This window comes from Arthrobacter sp. 7Tela_A1 (genome assembly GCF_049311065.1).
Classification (GTDB): Bacteria; Actinomycetota; Actinomycetes; order Actinomycetales; family Micrococcaceae; genus Arthrobacter_B.
Genome location: NZ_JAXIOO010000016.1, coordinates 1 through 17,906, shown reverse-complemented (window position 1 = coordinate 17,906; position 17,906 = coordinate 1). Strand labels below are relative to the sequence as shown.

At 66.2% G+C, this 17,906-nt stretch carries 18 protein-coding genes and 1 pseudogene; 8 read left to right on the top strand and 11 right to left on the bottom strand.

What is annotated here, in order from left to right; all coding sequences use genetic code 11:
• Window positions 1-17 precede the first annotated feature (17 nt).
• Window positions 18-890 (top strand): sugar phosphate isomerase/epimerase family protein, encoded by an 873-nt coding sequence (locus TVB01_RS08710; RefSeq protein ID WP_422455504.1) that lies wholly within the window; start codon window positions 18-20, stop codon window positions 888-890.
• A 51-nt stretch (window positions 891-941) separates the two neighbouring features.
• On the opposite strand, the gene iolB is transcribed toward TVB01_RS08710, so the two are convergent.
• On the bottom strand, window positions 942-1,838 hold the full coding sequence (gene iolB / locus TVB01_RS08705; RefSeq protein ID WP_422455503.1) for a 5-deoxy-glucuronate isomerase: 897 nt from the start codon (window positions 1,836-1,838) through the stop codon (window positions 942-944).
• 29 nt (window positions 1,839-1,867) lie between these two features.
• Window positions 1,868-2,620 (bottom strand): GntR family transcriptional regulator, encoded by a 753-nt coding sequence (locus TVB01_RS08700; protein WP_422455502.1) that lies wholly within the window; start codon window positions 2,618-2,620, stop codon window positions 1,868-1,870.
• 334 nt (window positions 2,621-2,954) lie between these two features.
• Here TVB01_RS08700 and TVB01_RS08695 point away from each other — a divergent pair, with 334 nt between their 5' ends.
• The 4 genes from TVB01_RS08695 to TVB01_RS08680 are packed head-to-tail and all read left to right on the top strand — an operon-like array spanning window position 2,955 to window position 6,937.
• The gene (locus tag TVB01_RS08695) at window positions 2,955-3,896 is read left to right on the top strand and encodes a substrate-binding domain-containing protein (RefSeq protein WP_422455552.1); all 942 of its coding nucleotides are present in this window, start codon (window positions 2,955-2,957) and stop codon (window positions 3,894-3,896) included.
• Between the two features lie 56 nt (window positions 3,897-3,952).
• The gene (locus tag TVB01_RS08690) at window positions 3,953-4,993 is read left to right on the top strand and encodes an ABC transporter permease (protein WP_422455501.1); all 1,041 of its coding nucleotides are present in this window, start codon (window positions 3,953-3,955) and stop codon (window positions 4,991-4,993) included.
• Window positions 4,994-5,018: 25 nt separating this feature from the next.
• Entirely contained in the window at window positions 5,019-5,924 is a 906-nt protein-coding gene (locus tag TVB01_RS08685) for an ATP-binding cassette domain-containing protein (protein ID WP_422455500.1), read from the top strand.
• A gap of 2 nt (window positions 5,925-5,926) precedes the next feature.
• Window positions 5,927-6,937: a Gfo/Idh/MocA family protein gene (locus TVB01_RS08680; RefSeq protein ID WP_422455499.1), complete on the top strand. Its 1,011-nt coding sequence runs from the start codon at window positions 5,927-5,929 to the stop codon at window positions 6,935-6,937.
• Window positions 6,938-6,959: 22 nt separating this feature from the next.
• On the opposite strand, the gene TVB01_RS08675 is transcribed toward TVB01_RS08680, so the two are convergent.
• The 7 genes from TVB01_RS08675 to TVB01_RS08645 are packed head-to-tail and all read right to left on the bottom strand — an operon-like array spanning window position 6,960 to window position 14,036.
• Window positions 6,960-7,802 (bottom strand): TIM barrel protein, encoded by an 843-nt coding sequence (locus TVB01_RS08675; RefSeq protein WP_422455498.1) that lies wholly within the window; start codon window positions 7,800-7,802, stop codon window positions 6,960-6,962.
• On the bottom strand, window positions 7,799-8,899 hold the full coding sequence (locus TVB01_RS08670; protein WP_422455497.1) for a Gfo/Idh/MocA family oxidoreductase: 1,101 nt from the start codon (window positions 8,897-8,899) through the stop codon (window positions 7,799-7,801). The genes TVB01_RS08675 and TVB01_RS08670 overlap by 4 nt, the downstream gene beginning before the upstream one ends.
• Before the next feature lie 49 nt (window positions 8,900-8,948).
• Window positions 8,949-9,713: a ThuA domain-containing protein gene (locus TVB01_RS08665; RefSeq protein ID WP_422455496.1), complete on the bottom strand. Its 765-nt coding sequence runs from the start codon at window positions 9,711-9,713 to the stop codon at window positions 8,949-8,951.
• A complete protein-coding gene (locus TVB01_RS08660) occupies window positions 9,713-10,822 on the bottom strand; it encodes a Gfo/Idh/MocA family protein (protein ID WP_422455495.1) in 1,110 nt (369 codons plus the stop codon). The genes TVB01_RS08665 and TVB01_RS08660 overlap by 1 nt, the downstream gene beginning before the upstream one ends.
• Window positions 10,823-10,852: 30 nt before the next feature.
• Window positions 10,853-11,752 carry a carbohydrate ABC transporter permease gene (locus TVB01_RS08655; RefSeq protein WP_422455494.1) on the bottom strand — a complete coding sequence of 300 codons (900 nt, stop codon included), beginning with the start codon at window positions 11,750-11,752 and terminating at the stop codon, window positions 10,853-10,855.
• Complete coding sequence (locus TVB01_RS08650; protein ID WP_422455493.1) at window positions 11,749-12,744, bottom strand: carbohydrate ABC transporter permease; 996 nt, start codon at window positions 12,742-12,744, stop codon at window positions 11,749-11,751. Before TVB01_RS08650 ends, TVB01_RS08655 begins: the two co-directional genes overlap by 4 nt.
• Before the next feature lie 2 nt (window positions 12,745-12,746).
• Window positions 12,747-14,036 (bottom strand): ABC transporter substrate-binding protein, encoded by a 1,290-nt coding sequence (locus TVB01_RS08645; protein ID WP_422455492.1) that lies wholly within the window; start codon window positions 14,034-14,036, stop codon window positions 12,747-12,749.
• 288 nt (window positions 14,037-14,324) lie between these two features.
• Here TVB01_RS08645 and TVB01_RS08640 point away from each other — a divergent pair, with 288 nt between their 5' ends.
• A complete protein-coding gene (locus TVB01_RS08640; protein WP_422455491.1) occupies window positions 14,325-15,326 on the top strand; it encodes an acetamidase/formamidase family protein in 1,002 nt (333 codons plus the stop codon).
• Window positions 15,327-15,340: 14 nt separating this feature from the next.
• A complete protein-coding gene (locus TVB01_RS08635) occupies window positions 15,341-16,102 on the top strand; it encodes an SDR family NAD(P)-dependent oxidoreductase (protein ID WP_422455490.1) in 762 nt (253 codons plus the stop codon).
• Between the two features lie 7 nt (window positions 16,103-16,109).
• Here the strand turns inward: TVB01_RS08635 and TVB01_RS08630 are convergent, their stop codons facing one another.
• Complete coding sequence (locus tag TVB01_RS08630) at window positions 16,110-16,499, bottom strand: VOC family protein (protein WP_422455489.1); 390 nt, start codon at window positions 16,497-16,499, stop codon at window positions 16,110-16,112.
• 130 nt (window positions 16,500-16,629) lie between these two features.
• Entirely contained in the window at window positions 16,630-16,881 is a 252-nt protein-coding gene (locus tag TVB01_RS08625; RefSeq protein WP_422455488.1) for a PaaX family transcriptional regulator C-terminal domain-containing protein, read from the bottom strand.
• A gap of 611 nt (window positions 16,882-17,492) precedes the next feature.
• On the opposite strand from TVB01_RS08625, the pseudogene TVB01_RS08620 reads away from it, so the two are divergent.
• Window positions 17,493-17,906 (top strand): annotated as a pseudogene (locus TVB01_RS08620) (hypothetical protein); the annotation flags it as partial.

Below are 17,906 nucleotides of genomic sequence, written 5' to 3'. Positions count from 1 at the left end.
CCGCGAAGGACCCATCGATGAAGATTGCCCTGGACCCCACACCCTTCCACTCCAGCCATTCCGTGCTCGAGTTCCCCCAGCTCGCCGCCGAACTGGGTTACAAGTATCTTCAACTCACGCCGCACCCGGACGTGCTGCCGTTCTTCCGGCATCCGAAAGCTGACGACGCGCTGGTTGCTGACCTTCGGAAGGCCTGCGCTGAGGCTGACGTTGAAGTCGCTTCCATCCTGCCGGTGCTGCGCTGGTCCTCTCCGGATGAGAACCTCCGGAAGGCAGCCGTGCGGTACTGGAAGCGTGCCGTGCAGATCGCCGTCGACCTTGGCGTGGAGCAGATGAACACCGAATTCAGCGGCCGGCCGGAACAGCCGGAGGAATCCGAGGCGGCGTTTTACCGCTCGATGGAGGAACTGGTGCCGGTCTTTGAGCGCGAAGGCGTCCACGTGGCCATTGACCCGCACCCGGACGACTTCGTTGAGGAAGGGCTGGAAGCCTTGCGGGTTATCCGCGGGGTGAACTCCCCGAACCTGGGATTCGTCTACGTCGCAGCCCATACCTTCCATATGGAAGACGACCCGGCCCGGATCATGGCCGCAGCGGGAGACCGGCTGCGCGTGGTGCACGTCGCCGACACCATGGACCACCACGCTTCCCACGGGCTGCGCTACATCACCAACCCGCCAGGCAACGCCGTGCGGGTGCACCAGCACCTGAAAATCGGCGACGGCGACGTGGACTGGCAGGAGTTCTTCGGCGGACTGGCCGAGAACGGATTCCTGGACCGGCCCGAGACCGTGATGGTGTCCAGCGTGTTTGGCGAGAATGAGAACGCCTTGGAAGTCTCGCGCTACCAGCTGCAGACCATGAAGGAATTCACCGGCAGTTTCCACTGAGCCGCGGGAGTGCCCCGCCGCGGATCCGGCAGCGAGGACCCGGGCCTGACCTCAGAACGGCAGCCGCGGATCGATCTGCGTGTTCTCCCAGGTGCGGCGTACCCAGCCGTGGTGCGGATCGTCGCTGATCAGCCACTCGCGCACCCGGCCCGGCCCGGCCATCACGTTCAGGTAATACAGGTCGTAGCCCGGCGCCGCCATCGCAGGACCGTGCCAGCCGTAGGGCACCAGCACCACGTCACCGGTGCGGACCTCCGCCGTCACATCAATGGGCCGTTCATCGGAGGCATACACGCGGGCGTAGCCCACCGGATCGGTCTCGACGCCTGCCGGCGCACCGCGTGCCGCCCGGGTCTCGAAGTAATAGATCTCCTCGAGACTGGTTTCGCCGTCCTTTTCCTCATCGTGCTTGTGAGGGGGATAGGAGGACCAGTTGCCCGCCGGGGTGAGGACCTCGCAGACAATGAACCTGTCGGCCTCCAGTACCGCCGGGGTGCCGAAGTTGTGCACCTGGCGGGAGCAGTTCCCCGCCCCGCGCAGCTCCACCGGCGTCTCTTCGGCCCGGATCAGGCGAACCGGGTAGCTCTCACGGGCCGGAGCCAGCGCCACCGCTGCCCGTCCGCCCTCCGGGGCGGAGATGGCGACGGCGGTATCCACACCCGTGTACAGCACGTCCGAGGGACCGGAGAAGACGCTGTCCCTGCCACGCAGTTCATAGTCCGTGCCGTCCACCGTGACGGTGAAGCGGCCCTGGAGCGGAATGATGATCCGTTCTTCAGGCTCCGCCGTAAGCTTCACGGATTCACCGGCGCCGAGCCGGGCGGTCTTGAGTCCGGTATGCGCCCAGCCCTCCGGCTGGATGCCGGCTCCGCCCGCTCCGAGGGAGACCTCCCAGGGGCCGTGTCCTGCGGCGCCAAGCGGGTAGACCCACTGCGTTGATCCGGTCATCGTGCTGCCCTTCCGTCGGGGAGGTGGGGTTAGCGCTGAACGAGCGTCATTTCGAAGCTGTAGGAGTCGGCCCGGTATACGTGGTGCCCGGTTTCCACGTTGCGCCCGGCGTCGTCAACCGCGGTGCGTTCCATGGTGACCAGCGCGGATCCCGGTTCGGTGGTCAGCAGCTTGGCCTGGCGGTCATCGGCAACCACGGCGCCGATCCGCTGGGTGGCCAGGCGGAAGTTCACGCCGGCGTCGCGCAGGATCTGGTAAAGCCCCAGGCGGCGGAGGCTGTCCTCGGTGATCTCGGTAATGTCATCCCGCACCCAGTTCTCCATGAGGGCCAGCGGTTTCCCGTCCACGCTGCGCAGCCGGGTGAAGTGGTACACGTTCACGCCTGCCGGCAGGTCCAGGGAACGTGCGACGGCGGTGTCCGCCTTGCCGTGCCGGAACTCCAGGACCTCGGTGGCCGGCTTCTGCCCGGTGCGCTGCAGGTCGTCAAAGAGGCTGGAGAGTTCCAGATTGCGCCGCACCTGGTTGGAAACCACCTGGGTGCCGACACCGCGCTTGCGGACCAGCAGCCCGGAGCGGACCAGTTCATCCATTGCCTTGCGCATGGTGGGACGGGAGAGGTTCAGCCGGCTGGCCAGTTCAATTTCGTTCTCCAGCCGGGAACCTGATTCCAGTGTGCCGCTGCGGATGGCTCCTTCGATTCCCTGTACCACCTGGTGGTACAGGGGCACCGGGGAAGACCTGTCGATGGGGATGTTGAGTTCCAAACCTGTCTCCTTCGGCATCCGGACCGCAGCGGAAGTCCGGTCATCGGCGCTAAATGACAGGACAATCTGTCTTTCGGATGATCGTAGCAGTGGCCTCACGGCTACGGGAGGATTCCCGCGGCGACTGTCTGGGATGAATGCGCAAGGATCACCCGATACGTTATTATGTCCTGACATACTATTGACTTTTGCGGTACCCGTCATGATGCTGGTGCCCGAGGGGCCAGCCGGGCGAAGGCGCCAGGGGACGTCCACCGGCCTCGCCGGGGCCGGTTCACGGAAGACAAAGGAGATTCTCGTGTCACACAAGCATTCCTGGCGACGATTGGCCGCAGCGGCAGCGCTGGTCCCGATGCTGGCGCTGGCCGCCTGCTCCAGCAGCGGCGGCCGGGAGCCCGAAGCGGGCACCGACGGCGGCGGCGAGGTGGCCGGCACCGAGCGCATGAATATTGCCCTGATTACCCACGCTGCCCCCGGGGACACCTTCTGGGACATCGTCCGCAAGGGCGCCGAAGAAGCAGCTGCCAAGGACAATGTGGAACTGCAGTACCTCTCCGATCCGGAGGGCGGCCGCCAGGCGCAGCTGATCGAGCAGGCCGTTGACCAGGGTGTGGACGGTATCGCGGTCACCTTGGCCAAGCCCGATGCCCTCGCCTCAGCGCTGAAGAAGGCCGCCGACGCCGGGATTCCCGTGGTGAGCCTCAACGCCGGCGAAGACCGTTCGGTTGAGCTCGGGGCCTTTACGCACTTCGGGTCCAACGAAGGCCTGGCCGGTGAAGCAGTTGGACAGCGCCTGTCAGCCGACGGCTACCAGCATCCCATCTGCGTCATCCAGGAACAGGGACACGTGGGACTGGAAACGCGCTGTGCCGGTGTGAAGACCGTGCTGCCTCAAACGGAAATCCTGTATGTGCAGGGAACCGACATGACCCAGGTCCAGTCCACCGTGACGGCCAAACTGCAGGCCACCGGTGCCGCCGACGTCGTTATTGGCCTCGGTGCCCCGTACACCCTGACCATCCTCCAGGCCGTGGAGACCGCAGGAAGCGACGTGATGGTAGCGTCCTTCGACATGAACGCCGAGATGGCGCAGAAGATTGTGGACGGTGAAGTGATCTTCACCGTCGATCAGCAGCCCTGGCTGCAGGGTTACGGCGCTGTTGATGCCCTGTGGCAGAACGTCCGCGGCGGCTTCCAGATCGGCGGCGGACAGCCCGTACTCACCGGTCCTGCCATCGTGGACCAGGAGAGCGCCGCCAACGTGCTCGAATTCGCCGAACAGGGCGTACGCTAACCACCCCGAGCTGCGGGGGGCACCAGTGCTCCGCCGCAGCGCCAAGGAGAACAGACATGACCCTTACGGCAACTCCTCCCGCGGCGGATGAACGGGTAGGCAAAAAAGGTACGCTCAGCCGGCTGCTCGGCCGGCCGGAAATCGGAGCCCTGGTTGGCGCCGTCGCCCTCTTTGTCTTCTTCTCCGCCGTGGCGCCGGTTTTCCTGCAGCCCGGTTCGATTGCAACGGTGCTCTACGGCGCATCCACCATCGGCATCATGGCCGTGGGGGTCTCCCTGCTGATGATCGGCGGGGAGTTCGATCTCTCCACCGGCGTAGCCGTGATCAGCTCCGCGCTGATGGCTTCCCTGTTCAGCTGGTACTTCTCCACCAACGTCTGGGTGGGCGTGGTGCTGGCGCTGGTGATGTCCCTGGGAATCGGATTCATCAACGGCTGGATCCTCATCAAGACCAAGCTGCCCTCCTTCATCGTCACCCTGGCGACGTTCCTGATGCTGACCGGCCTGAACCTGGGCCTCACGCGCGCAATCGGCGGCAGCGTCTCCACCCCGTCAATCGCCACCATGGACGGCTTTGACTCGGCGCGTGCCATCTTTGCCTCCTCGGTGAACATCGCCGGGATCGAAGTGAAGATCACCGTGTTCATCTGGATTGCACTGGTGGCCATCGCATCCTGGATCCTGCTGCGCACCCGGGTGGGCAACTGGATCTTCGCCGCCGGCGGAGATGCCGGTGCAGCACGCGCTGTCGGCGTTCCGGTGGTCCGCACCAAGATCGGCCTCTTCATGGGGGTCGGTTTCTGCGCCTGGGTGCTGGGCATGCATAACCTCTTCGCGTTCTCCACGGTCCAGTCGGGCGAAGGCGTGGGCAACGAGTTCCTGTACATCATCGCGGCGGTCATCGGCGGCTGCCTGCTCACCGGCGGCTACGGGTCCGCGATTGGCGGCGCAATCGGAGCCTTCATCTTCGGGATGGCCAACAAGGGCATTGTCTACGCCGAGTGGAACCCGGACTGGTTCAAGTTCTTCCTGGGCCTGATGCTGCTGCTGGCCACGATCGTGAACCTCATGGTCAAGCGCCGGGCCGAGCAGAAATAACCGCAATCTCAAGGACGGATGAGCCATGACGGATAACGGGATCAGCCAGGACGCCCTGCTGAAGGATGAAAAGGATCCGCTGACCAGCACCCCGGTGCACCTGCTGGAGCTGGACGGCGTGGGCAAGCGCTACGGCAACATCATCGCCCTGCGCGACGTCACCATGGCGGTCGACGCCGGACGGGTCACCTGCGTGCTCGGAGACAACGGCGCCGGAAAATCAACGCTGATCAAGATCATCGCCGGGCTGCACAAGCACGACGAAGGCACGTTCAGCATCTTCGGCGAACCCCGGCACCTCAGCTCCCCGCGGGAGGCCCTGGACGCCGGTATCGCCGCGGTCTACCAGGACCTGGCCGTCGTTTCGCTGATGCCTATCTGGCGCAATTTCTTCCTCGGCTCCGAGCTGACCAAGGGCTCCGGCCCGTTCCGGCGGCTGGATGTGGAGGAGATGAAGCGGATCACCAAGCATGAGCTGCAGGAAATGGGGATCGACCTGCGCGATGTGGAACAGCCCATTGGCCAGCTGTCCGGCGGTGAGCGCCAGTGCGTAGCCATTGCCCGAGCGGTGTACTTCGGAGCCAAGGTGCTCATCCTGGACGAACCGACAGCAGCGCTCGGCGTGAAGCAGTCCGGCGTGGTGCTCCGCTACATCCTCCAGGCCCGGGACCGCGGCCTGGGGGTCATCTTCATCACCCACAACCCGCACCATGCCTACCCGGTGGGGGACCGGTTCCTGCTGCTGAAGCGCGGCAAGTCCATTGGCTATTACAACAAGAAGGACATCACACTGGAGGAACTGACCGGGCAGATGGCCGGCGGGGCCGAACTCACCGAACTGGCACACGAGCTGGAGTCCCTGGGCGAGCACAGCGATGTGCTGGCGCAGGTCGAGGCTGAGGTGGCGAACACCGAAACCCCCCGCGGCTGAGCATGCGGACGCTGACCCTGGGCCTGGCCGGTGCCGGCAGGATCGGCGCCATGCACGCGGCGAACATCGCCGGCCTCCGGCATCCGGGGCAAGACGTCCGTCTGCTGGTTACCGACGTCGCTGCCGCGCAGGGACAGGCGGTGGCCACCTCCGTGGGAGCGGAGTTCCTCCCGGACCTTCGCGGGATGCTCGCCGCCGGCATCGACGGACTGGTTATCGCCACCGGCACGGCTACGCATCCGGACCTGATCCGGGCCGGCGTGGAGGCGGGCGTTCCGGTGTTCGTCGAGAAGCCGGTTGCCTCCAGCGTCGCCGGAGCGCTCCCGGTGCTGGAGTACGTGCGGGACCGGGGCGGGGTGGTGCAGGTGGGACATCAGCGCCGTTTCGATGCCGGGTACCTGGAAGCCAAGCGGCTGTATGAAGCGGGGGAGCTGGGCTGGCTCCACTCCTTCCGTGCCGCCACCGCCGACATGGCTCCGCCGCCCGTCAGTTACCTGGCGACCTCCGGCGGGCTCTTCCGGGACTGTTCCGTGCACGACTTCGACATCCTCCGCTGGCTCACCGGCCGAGACATCACGGAGGTTTACGCCCGCGGCTCCAACAACGGGGACCCGGCCATCGGGGAGGCCGGGGATGTGGACACGGCGCTCGCCGTCGTGACTCTCGACGACGGAACGATCGGTACCGTTTCAGCCACACGCTACAACGGGGCGGGCCACGATGTGCGGCTGGAGCTTCAAGGCTCTAAAGGGTCCGTGATGGTCGGCCTGGATGAGCGGCTCGCCTCCCGGTCAGCCGAGCCCGGCGTTCCGTTTCCGGACGGGACACCGCACCGGACCTTTGCCGAGCGCTTCGACACTGCCTACCGTGCAGAGATGCTGGCCTTCGTGGAACTGATTCTGGGGGAGCGGGAGAATCCGTGCCCGCCCGAGGACGCCGTCGCAGCTTCCCGGGTTGCCGACGCCGCGCAGTTGTCCCTGGAGACCGGGGTGTCGGTGAAGGTGGAGGGGTAAGTCCGGGACCCTCCAGACGTGCTCACTGCACTGTGGATGACGCAGCAGCCGCCCCTGAAACGGTCCGTCGGACGGTAAACGCCTCCCGGAAACGGTCCAGCGCGAGTTCGCTGCCGGACGCCGCCCACGCCTCCATGCCCACGGTCCCCCGGTAGCCTGCAGCCGTCAGCGCCTGCGCAATGTTGGGGTAGTTGATCTCCCCGGTTCCCGGCTCGCAGCGGCCGGGAACATCGGCAACCTGGATCTCGCCGACGTGCGGAAGGGCCCGTCCGAGCAGGTCGATCAGGTTTCCCTCACCAATCTGGGCGTGATAGAGGTCCAGCATCATTTTGACGTTCGGGTGCGCCGCTGCTTCGACCATGGCCAGCGTGTCTTTGGCGCGTGCCAGCGGGATTCCGGGATGGTCGACGATGGTGTTCAGGTTCTCCAGGGCGAAGACGACGCCGTGCTCCGCGCCGAGGTCGCCCAGCTTCGCGAGTGTGCGCACTCCGGTAAGCCACATGAGGCCGGTGGCGCGATAACCCGGTTTGGCAGCTTTCCCGTCGATCAGCTCCGCGGGGTGGATGACCATGCGGCTCACCCCCAGCTCCAGGGCTGAGGGAATGAGTTCCGCCGCGGTGCGCAGGACATCGGGGGCGGTCTCCGGATCGATGAGGCTGCCCGTCGAATAACCGGTCATCGAAGAGAAGACGGCTCCCGTGGCAGCCAGCCGTGCGACGTCGTGCCGGCGGGAATCCCAGAGCTCGACGTCGAAGCCCGCGTTCGCGATCCGGCGGACGCGTTCCTCCATGGGCAGGTCCAGAAACACCATTTCTGCGCATACCGCGAGCCTCATTCCGTCTGCGGACGGCGGAGGCGGGCTCATCGGTTTCCTTCCCCCGCCGCGGCCGCCCGGGTTCCTGCGACCTGAACCGCTGCTCCCGTCTTGACGGCCTCGATGCAGGCCAGCGCCATGGCCAGGGCAGCACGGGTATCGGTTCCGCCGGGCGCCAAGGGCGCCGGTGCAGGGCCGCCGTCACGGCGGCTGCGGATCATGGCTGCGAAATGGGCGATTTCGGCGGTGTAGGCGTCAGCAAAGAGTTCAACGTTCAACCGTGGAGTTTCGCTGCTGAAGCCCGCGGCTGTGTAGCTGCCGGCCGCCGTCGCCCGCAGTGAACCGGCCTGGACCATGCCCGCGGAGCCGAAGACCTCACCGCGTACGTCATAGCCGTACAGCGCGCTGAAGCTCGCTTCCGCAACCGCGATCGCACCGTTGCTGTAGCGGATGGTCACCACAGCGGTGTCAAGGAAGCCTGAGTCCCTGAGCGAGGGTTCCACCAGGGCATCGGCCATCACCTGCACTTGTTCAGCGACGGCTCCCTGGTTGAACCAGTTGAGGGTGTCGAAGTCGTGGATCAGCGTTTCCAGGAAGATGGTCCACGGGGGTATCCGCTCTGCTCCGGGAATGGTGTCAGTGCGGCCTGGGTCCCGGGTCACGGACCGCAGCAGCCGGGGCTCGCCCACCGAGCCGGCATCAACCGCGCGCTTGGCCGCGGCGAAATCCGCCGCGAACCGGCGGTTAAAACCGATCTGGAGTTCGACGCCGGCTTCCCGGACCGCGCCCAGGGCGCCGTCGAGTTCGGCGAGGCTGGTAGCAGCGGGCTTCTCGCAGAACACGTGTTTTCCGGCCGCGGCTGCAGCGGAGATCAGGGAGGCGTGGAACCGTGCCGGCGCCGCGATGAGAACGCCGTCGACCTCCGGATCAGCCAGCACGTCGGCGGGATCCGCCGTCACCTTCGCGACGCCCAGACGCTCTGCACGTTCGACGGCGGGAGCCAGGGCCGGATCCGCGATGGCAACAAGCTGTACCCCGCCAAGCCGCGCGGCAGCGGTCTCGGCGTGGAAAGCACCGATCCAGCCGGAGCCGATCAAAGCCAGCCGTACCGGGTTGGCCGGTTCGGTGCTGCGGGGAACGTAGGCCATGGGAGCTCCTGTAGGAGGTGATGTGGAGGGGGTAATGCCGGTGTGGGGCTTAGGCCCAGCGCCGCCGGGGGTTCCCGACTTCCGGCTGGGCGCGCTCCCGTTCAGGCTGCGCGGCCCAGCGGACGGCGTTGGCGATGACCCGCTGGATGCCGGGGTGATGGTAGATCGGATAGTCCTGGTCGCCGGGGCTGAAGTAGAAGATCCGGCCGTGGCCGCGGGTGAAGGTCAGGCCTGAGCGGAAAACCTCGCCGCCCTCGAAGTTGCTGATGAACACCAGGTCGTCCGGCTCGGGAACGTCGAAGAGCTCCCCGTACATTTCGCTGCGCTCGAGGTGAAGCGGGTTGGGGACACCATCCGCGATGGGATGGGAAGGTTTGACGGTCCAGACCAGCTCGCGTTCGCCGTCGTTCCGCCACTGAAGCGAGCAGGTGGTGCCCATTAGCTTGGTGAAGATCTTCGAGAAATGCCCCGAGTGCAGGACGATCAGGCCCATGCCGCCCAGGACATGCCGGTGCACCCGCTCGACCGCCTCGTCGGAGACCTCGTCGTGGGCTTTGTGCCCCCACCAGAGGAGGACATCCGTGGCGGCGAGCCGCTCCTCGTCGAGTCCGTGGCCGGGATCAGCCAGGACGGCGGTGGACACCTCAGATCCCGGGAAGAAAGCCGCAAGGCAGTCCGCCACCGCTCCGTGGATCCCGGCAGGATAGTCCTCGGCCATGGAGACCGGCTGGTTGCTGGCCTCATGCACACCCTCGTTCCAGACCAGCAACCGCAGCTTGTCCTCAAACCGGACCGGTGTTTCAGGGGACTGCATCAGACATCCACCTCCCGCTGTTCGGCGGCAGAGCGGTAACAGGCATCGATGACCCGTGCCCGGCTCAGTGCCAGGGACCCGTCATGGGCACCCCACACCTCGGGGCCGCCCCGCACGGCAGCCAGGAAATCATCGATGACGGCCTGGTGGCCGGCCCCGGCTTTCACCTCGGGGGACCAATCGGCATTCCGGCCGTCCTTCTCGGCAAACACCCGCAGGTCGGCCATCGGATTCTTGGAAGCCCCGAGTGCGTGCAGCCGCGCCCCGCCCTCGGTGCCGTAGACCTGGAAATCCAGCAGGTCCTCCTGCTCCCGGTAGGCAGCCCAGCCGGCCTCCAGGACCAGGGTCCCGCCGCCTTCCAGCCGGACGAATGCGCTGGCAAAATCCTCCACTTCGAACGCCGACTGGGTGGCCATGGCCGAGTAGCGTTCATCGCCGCCGCGGCCGTGGCGTCCCAGTTCGGAGTAGGTTGCCGCGGAAACGGAGCGGACCTTGGGTTCGCCGAGCAGATGGAGCGCGTAGTCCAGGACGTGGACGCCCAGGTCAACCAGCGGTCCGCCGCCGGACATCTCCCGGTTGGTGAACCAGCTGCCGAGCATGGGGATCCCGGCCCGGCGCAGCCAGGAGGCTTTCGCGTAGTACGGCCGCCCCAGGTCCCCGGCTTCGATGATCCCGCGCAGGGTCATGATGTCTCCGCGCCTGCGGTGGTTGAACGCGACGTCGAGCACCCGCCCGGCCCGGCGGGCGGCGTCGACCATGTCCTGCCCTTCCACAGCGTTCCGGGCGAGCGGTTTTTCGCTCAGGACATGCAGTCCGCGGTCCAGGGCCGCGACGGCGATCGGGGCGTGCAGGAAAGTCGGCACCGCAACGCTGACGGCGTCGAGTTCCGCCAGGGCTACCAGGTCCTCCCAGTCGGGAACGGCATGGGGAACGCTGTGCTGTTCCTGGAGCTCGCCGCGCAGGTCCTCTTCGAGCCCGGCCAACGCAACGACCTCCACCCCGGGGGCACGGGAGTAAGCGTCGAGGTGCTGCTGGCCTGCCCAGCCGAGCCCGATCACCCCGACTTTCAGGGGCGGTTCATGGGTGCCGTTGGTTGGCGCGTGGCTCACGGGCTGTCCTCCTGTGTTGCAGTTGATGTTTTATCCCTTGACCGCACCGGCGGTAAGCCCGGAGACGATCCGTTTCTGGCAGACCAGCACCAGGATCACCAGCGGGATCGTGATGATGATCGAAGCGGCGCTGATGGTGCCCAGCGGCTGGTCGAACTCGCTGGTTCCGCTGAAGAACGCGATGGCCACCGGAACCGGCCGCGCCTCCGGGGAGGAGGTCAGGGTGACCGGCAGGAGGAACTCGTTCCACACGGAAATAAAAACCAGGATGGCAGTGGTCGCCAGCCCCGGCACCGCCAGCGGCAGGATCACCCGGTAGAACGCCTGGAAGGGCGAAGCGCCGTCCATGTAGGCGGACTCCTCCAGCTCACGGGGGATCTCCCGGAAGAAGGAAGTGAGGGTGTAGATGGCCAGGGGCAGGGCGAAGGTCAGCTTCGGAATGATGACGCCCAGCAGGGTGTCGTACAGCCCGATCTGGGTCCACATGGAGAACAGCGGAGCCGCGATGGCGATGGCGGGAAAGGTTGTGACCGAAAGGATCAGCGCCAGCAGGAACGCCTTGCGCCGCATCCTCAGCCGCGCCAGGGCATAGGCGGCGAAGGACGCGAACACCATGGCGATGGCAGTCGCGCTCACCGCGATGATGACGGAGTTCCGGATGGAGAGCAGGAAGTCGCCGTCCTGGAAGACGGTCAGGTAGTTCTCCAGCGTGGGGGTGCTGGGGAAGAGTTCGCCGGAGCTGAGGGCACTGCCGGCCTTCAGCGACGTGTTGAGCAGCCAGTAGAAGGGAACCAGGGAGAACGCCATCACGGCGACCACCACCAGCCAGACGAACGGCCCGGGCCCGGCGTTCCGCGGCCGGCGTGGCTTCCCGGCCGGACGGGGACGTGCTGCGGATGGTGCTACGGCTGTTTCCTGTGCCGTGCTCATTCTTTCTCCTCGGCTACTGCGCGGATGTTTCCACCGGCGAATCGGATGTAGATCAGGGAGACCACCATGACCGTGATGAAGGTGAGGATGGACAGGGCCGAGCCTTCGCCGACCAGCCGGTTTTCCCGCAGCTCGCGGTAGGCCAGCATCGACATGGACTCGGTGCCGTTGGCGCCGCGGGTGAGGACGAACGGCAGGTCGAAGACCCGCAGCGCGTCCAGGGTGCGGAAGATCGCCGCCAGCACGATTGCCGGTTTCAGCAGGGGCAGGGTGATGTTCAGGAAGGTCTTCCACTTCCCGGCTCCGTCCAGTTCGGCCGCTTCGTACACATCCCCGGGGATGACCTGCAGGCCGGCAAGGACCAGCAGGGCAACGAACGGTGCCGTCTTCCAGACATCGGCCAGCACGATCACGGCCATGGCGTAGCCGGGTTCCCCCAGCCACACCACGTCCCCGCCGGGCAGGCCGAGGGCATTGAGGACGGTGGTGACCAGCCCCAGGTTGGGTTCGAACATGGTTCGCCAGGTGATGGCCGAGACCACGGTGAGGACCGCATAGGGAACCAGCACCACCGTCCGCAGCAGCGCCCTCCCGCGGAACGCCATGTTCAGCAGCAGGGCCAGGCCGATTCCCAGGACGATCTCCAGGCTCACCGAGAACGCAGTGAAAATGAAGGTCTGGCCCATCGCCGTCCACCATTCCCCGCTGGTGAGCGCACTGATGTAGTTGCCCAGCCCCACGAACCGTGAAAGCCCGGACTGGCGCAGGCTGTACTGATTCATCGACAGCCAGATCGCGTAGGCGATCGGGAAGGCTGCCACCAGCGCCATGACGGTCAGGGCCGGTGCCACCATCTTCCGCGCCAGGCGGCGTTCCGCCTGGGTCCGGCCGGAGGGGTTGTCCCGGCCCGAGGAGCGCTTTCCGGTTCCCTTCGCGGACGCTTTCCTGCCGGGTCCGGTGTCCCGGGCCTCAGCCTCTGTCCCGGCGGCCATGGCTAGAACGTCTCCTGGGCGGCCTTGATCTGCTCAGCCATCCGCGTCACGGCCTCGTCGGCGCTCGCATCGCCGGAGATCACCGCATAGGCGTTTTCATAAATGGCCTGGGAGATCTGCGGGTACACGGGCGACTTCGGCCGGGGCTTGGCACCCTCCACCGAATCGCGCAGCTGCTGTGCGAACGGCATCTTTTCCTGCACCGCGGGATCGTCATAGGCTGCTTCACTGACCGGGGCCTGCGAATAGTCCGCGGCGACCCGCTTCTGCCAGTCGGGGTTGGTGGCGAAATTGATGAGGGCGACGGCGGCTTCCGGATTGTCGGAGAAGGCGTTGATCGCGAGGTTCCAGCCGCCGAGGACGCCGCTGGGGGTGCCGTCCTCGCCGAAGGCGGGCAGCGGAGCGACCTCGAAGGTCCCGGCGAGGGCGCTTTCGTTCAGCAGGCGGTACACGTGCGGCCAGTTGCGCTGGTAGCCGTAGTCTCCGCTCTCAAAGGCCAGGCGGGTGGCGTCCTCATCATAGGTAAGGACGGACCGCGGGGCTGCTCCGTCTTCGAGGCCCTGTGCCATGAACTCCAGCACCTCCCGGGTTTCCGGCGAATCGACGGTGACGTTGCCGTCCTCGTCCAGGACTTCGCCGCCGGCACTGTAGAGCAGTTCGAGGAAGTTCACCGTCAGGCCCTCATACTGCTGGGCCTGGTAGACGTACGCGTTTTCCGGAGCGGCGCCTGCCTCCTCGTAGAGCTGCTGCCAGGACTCCGGGGCGCTGACCTTCTCCGGCATGTAGTAGATGAGGCTGGCGTTGGTATAGAAAGGGGCCGCCCAGTACTTGTCCTCAAACAGGGCGGTCTCCAGGGTGGAGGGGATGGTCCCTTCCTCGTAGCCGCTCACCAGTTCCGTCTGGTCCATGACCCAGCCCTGGCTGGCGAACTCACTGACCCAGGTGACATCCATGAGGAAGAGGTCGCACTCCGTGGACTCTCCTTCCAGGCGCTGCACCATCTGGGTACGTGACTGGTCCGAGTTGGCGCCAATCTCCACGTATTCGGCCTGGATGCCAGGGTTCTGCTTGGTGAACTCCGCTACGGTTCCGCGGTTGATGCCGCTGGCGTCCTTGTGCCCGCAGAGCTTGACTTCTCCGCTCGCCCCGTCTGCCATGCCCGGGTTTACGGACTCGGTTTCGGCGGTTCCGACGTCGCCGCCCCCGCCGCATCCGGCCAGCACCATGGCGGCTGCTGCCAGTCCGGCGCCCATCCGACGGGTCCGTGCGGTGCTACTGCGTCCTCTGCTCACGTGCTGTCCTTCCGCGCTGTCGACGATGACAGCTGGCTTGGCCGGGAGCTTTCCCGGCGACTTGGCATCCCGTTCTGGCTTCGCGTTCACCTCTTACCGCGCACGAGGTGCTGCCCACATTTGCGGAGGGCGCCTAAGCATGTCAATGGTTTTGGTGCGAAAAGAGCGCTTAATGGGCGAACCAGCAACTCTGGTCTCAGGAGTCACAACCAGCACAGGCTTCATTGCCATTCCGTGTTCCAGCCCAGCTGTATCCAGAAGCGCAAACCTCGGCTAGGCTCCCGGCGCATGGACATCGTCGAATACCGCCCCCGGCCGGACCAGCTGGTTTACACTTTCGGCGGTGCCGGGCCGGTGATGCGGATCAAGCCGGGCACTGCGCTGAAACTCTGGTCGGAGGACGCGTTCAACAATGCCCTGACCTCTGTGGAGGACTTGTCCAGTGAGAAGGTCAACCTGAACTTCGTGAACCCGCAGACCGGCCCTTTCTACGTGGAGGGCGCCGAGCCCGGGGACACCCTGGCCCTGCACATCGTGGAGCTGACCCCGGCCCGCAGCTACGGCGCCTCTGCCACCATCCCGTTCTTCGGCGGGCTCACCAGTACCGACCGCACTGCGTTCCTGCAGGATCCGCTGCCGGACACCACCTGGATTTACCACGTGGACTCCACCCGTTCCACTGTGGGTTTTCAGGCCAGGTTCGGAGACTTCGAGGTCGCCCTGCCGCTGGAACCCATGCTTGGCACCGTCGGAGTGGCCCCGCCCGGCGGCGAGGTGCGCTCCTCCCTGGTTCCCGAACGCTTCGGCGGGAACATGGACGCCCCGGAGGTCAAGGCCGGAACCACGGTGTACCTCGGCGTGAACCAGCCCGGCGCCCTGTTCTCCATTGGCGACGGCCACTACCGGCAGGGCGAGGGCGAGGCGTGCGGCACCGCCGTCGAAGGTGCCATGCACTCCACGATCCTGGTGGAGCTGATCAAGGGCGGCGCCCCGGCCTGGCCGCGGCTGGAGACCGACGGTGAGTGGATGGCTGTGGGGTCCTCCCGTCCCATGGAAGATTCCTGGCGGATCGGGCAGGTGGAGATGGTGCGCTGGTTCGGCGAGCTGTTCGGCCTGCACCAGATGGACGCCTACCAGCTGCTCACCCAAACTGCGCAGGCACCAATCGCCAATGCCGTTGATGCGAACTATTCCGTGGTGGTCAAGGCGCGGAAATCGCTCTTCCCCAGGGCCGACGCCTACGACGGCCTGCACGCCGACCTGCGCCGGCGCAGCGCAGAAATTCTCTAAAACCAGGAGCAGTCATGGATCTGCAGTTGAGCGGCAAAACGGCACTGGTCACCGGCGGAACGCGGGGGATCGGGCGGGCCATCGTTGAGGCTTTCGCCGCGGAAGGTGCGAACGTTGCCTTCTGCGCTCGGGACGCTGCGGAGATCGCTGCGACCGAGGCAGCCCTGACGGGCAGCGGGGTCAAGGTGGAAGGCGCCGTCCTGGACGTGGGCGACGGCGACGCCGTGGCCACCTGGGTGGACGACGTCGCCAGCCGCTTCGGCGGACTGGACGCCGTGGTGAGCAACGTCAGCGCGCTGGCCATCCCGGACACGCCGGAGTCCTGGGAGGCGAGCCTGCGGGTGGACCTCATGGGCACGGTCCGGCTGATGAAGGCGGCCATTGCGCATGTTGGCCGCAGCGAGTCGCCGTCGCTGGTCGCGATCTCCAGTGTTTCCGGCCGGGAGGTGGACTTCGCGTCCGGGCCCTATGGCACGGTGAAGTCCGCACTGATTGGGTACATGGCCGGGCTCGCGTTCCAGCTGGCCGGCACCGGTATCCGCGCCAATACCGTCTCGCCCGGCAACACCTATTTCGACGGCGGCGTCTGGCAGGGCCTGGAAGCGGGGGCTCCGGAGATGTTCACGGAGTCCCTGGCCCTGAACCCGACCGGCCGGATGGGCACGCCGCAGGAGGTGGCCGACGTCGTCGTTTTCGTCTCCAGCCCCCGTGCCTCGCGGATGACCGGTGCGAATGTGCTGGTGGACGGCGGCCTGTCCCGCGGGATCCAGTTCTAGGCGAGCGTCAGGAGGTTCGCTCCGCCTCGCTGCGCAGGATGCAGAACTCGTTGCCTTCGGGGTCCGCGAGAACCACCCAGCCCGTTCCGTCCGGCCGCCGCTGGTCATCCACCTGTGTGGCGCCGAGGGTCAGGAGACGCTGGAGCTCCCGGTCACGCCCGCCAGGCTCCGACGCCTGCAGGTCCAGATGCACGCGGTTCTTGCGCTGTTTGCTGTCCGGCACCGAGATGAAAAGCAGCCGATGGGTGCCGTCGGGGGAGTAGATCATGCACTCGTCGTCGCCGGGCTGGTTGGGGTCAGCGGGGTCTTCGCGGAAGTCGAGCACCCGGGCCCAGAATTTCGACTGGGCGTATGCATCGAGGCTGTCGAAGGTCGTGTGGGAAATCGATACGGTCATGACCGGAAGCATACGGCCGACCCGTCGGAGTGGGGCCAGTCCAGTCACAGCCTGCGGATGGAGACATCCTTCACGTGTGCAGGGGAATGCTGTCCGACGACGGAACGGACGTATTCGATCGCATCTTCAGTCACGCCGTCGTAAAGCTCCGCAAAGGCCTCCCGAGCGGCCGCCGCGGCCAGTCCTCGGCCAGCAGACCCAGGGGGAGGTCCGGATCGAAGCGGGGAAACCCCCGGAAAACGTTGACCACTCCGGTGCGGACGCGCATCGCCTCGGCTGGAGAGAGCTTGCCGGCACGTTGGTGGTCCGGGTCAGCCCAGCCTTCCAGCGGGTTATCGAATCTGTCACCGCGGCTACTCCCGAATCCTGATATCTGCCGCACGCGACTACGGCGCCCGCCCTTCCCACCTTTCGGGACAGCTGTTACTGGAGTGGTCGCATCCGTTCACAGCAGTAACAGACGGTGGGAAGGACGGCCCCGCCACCGAGCCCAACGCCAACGAAAAGCGGGAGCTGCTCCCGGATGACCGGTGCGAATGTGCTGGTGGACGGCAGCCTGTCCCGCGGGATCCAGTTCTTGCCTGCGCGAAGGGATCTGAGAAGTCCGTCACCGCTCCGGTTCAGCCTCACGTGGAGAGCCCGCGGATGACTAGGACATTCGGCTATAAAGGTGCCCCGGCCGCGGTAACGCACCGAAAACGGGGCAGAAGTGTGCGGCTAGCCTAGAGGTGGTTGACGAGAAATCGCCGCCGAAGCCGCCCTCTATGGGAGCCGAGGTAAGCGCCGCGATACGCACGTATAGGACGTGCCGCAACTCGAGCGGTCTTCCCTCCGCTCCCCGGCAAGACCAGCCGGACGGTCCTGGCAAGGACAGCCGGCTTGCATTCGGTGTCAAAGAAGAAGCCGAACGCGAATGACGACTAGGGGCGGCAATCAGATGGGGGTCTGGTTGCCGCCTTTGGCTTGTCCAAAACTGAATCTGGAAGGAAGGCAATGAAGCTCCGCAAGATCACCGCCACCGCCGCCATCGCCGCCGTGATGGTTGGCGGGGCAACTGCCGCCGCCGAGCCCGGCCTGGATCCCGGCCCGGCTCTCACCGGCACCAGCGACGCCGCGACGCCGTATCAAGTCACCGGGCAGGGCATCCAGCTGCCCGCCGGCGACACTTTTCAGGCGCATGGGCACGTGAATATCCGATGGACCAACCCCGACGGCACCGAGGGCTCCGCTGGCATCCAGTTCGACCCGTACAACAATCAGCCCGGCGGCGCATGGATCGGAGATTCATTCATCCCGTGGGATGCCTTCAGCGTACCGGCTGGCGCCAGCATCACCTGGGTCCAGATCAGCCACTACAACGAGCACTTCGGTGAAGGCGGGCAGGACCCCGTCCCCGTCACGCCGACC

Excerpts from the sequence above, each read along its gene's own strand:
- TVB01_RS08710 (WP_422455504.1), top strand. The coding sequence starts at position 18 with ATGAAGATTGCCCTGGACCCCACACCCTTCCACTCCAGCCATTCCGTG.
- iolB (WP_422455503.1), bottom strand. The coding sequence starts at position 1,838 with ATGACCGGATCAACGCAGTGGGTCTACCCGCTTGGCGCCGCAGGACAC.
- TVB01_RS08700 (WP_422455502.1), bottom strand. The coding sequence starts at position 2,620 with ATGCCGAAGGAGACAGGTTTGGAACTCAACATCCCCATCGACAGGTCT.
- TVB01_RS08695 (WP_422455552.1), top strand. The coding sequence starts at position 2,955 with ATGCTGGCGCTGGCCGCCTGCTCCAGCAGCGGCGGCCGGGAGCCCGAA.
- TVB01_RS08690 (WP_422455501.1), top strand. The coding sequence starts at position 3,953 with ATGACCCTTACGGCAACTCCTCCCGCGGCGGATGAACGGGTAGGCAAA.
- TVB01_RS08685 (WP_422455500.1), top strand. The coding sequence starts at position 5,019 with ATGACGGATAACGGGATCAGCCAGGACGCCCTGCTGAAGGATGAAAAG.
- TVB01_RS08680 (WP_422455499.1), top strand. The coding sequence starts at position 5,927 with ATGCGGACGCTGACCCTGGGCCTGGCCGGTGCCGGCAGGATCGGCGCC.
- TVB01_RS08675 (WP_422455498.1), bottom strand. The coding sequence starts at position 7,802 with ATGAGCCCGCCTCCGCCGTCCGCAGACGGAATGAGGCTCGCGGTATGC.
- TVB01_RS08670 (WP_422455497.1), bottom strand. The coding sequence starts at position 8,899 with ATGGCCTACGTTCCCCGCAGCACCGAACCGGCCAACCCGGTACGGCTG.
- TVB01_RS08665 (WP_422455496.1), bottom strand. The coding sequence starts at position 9,713 with ATGCAGTCCCCTGAAACACCGGTCCGGTTTGAGGACAAGCTGCGGTTG.
- TVB01_RS08655 (WP_422455494.1), bottom strand. The coding sequence starts at position 11,752 with ATGAGCACGGCACAGGAAACAGCCGTAGCACCATCCGCAGCACGTCCC.
- TVB01_RS08650 (WP_422455493.1), bottom strand. The coding sequence starts at position 12,744 with ATGGCCGCCGGGACAGAGGCTGAGGCCCGGGACACCGGACCCGGCAGG.
- TVB01_RS08640 (WP_422455491.1), top strand. The coding sequence starts at position 14,325 with ATGGACATCGTCGAATACCGCCCCCGGCCGGACCAGCTGGTTTACACT.
- TVB01_RS08635 (WP_422455490.1), top strand. The coding sequence starts at position 15,341 with ATGGATCTGCAGTTGAGCGGCAAAACGGCACTGGTCACCGGCGGAACG.
- TVB01_RS08630 (WP_422455489.1), bottom strand. The coding sequence starts at position 16,499 with ATGACCGTATCGATTTCCCACACGACCTTCGACAGCCTCGATGCATAC.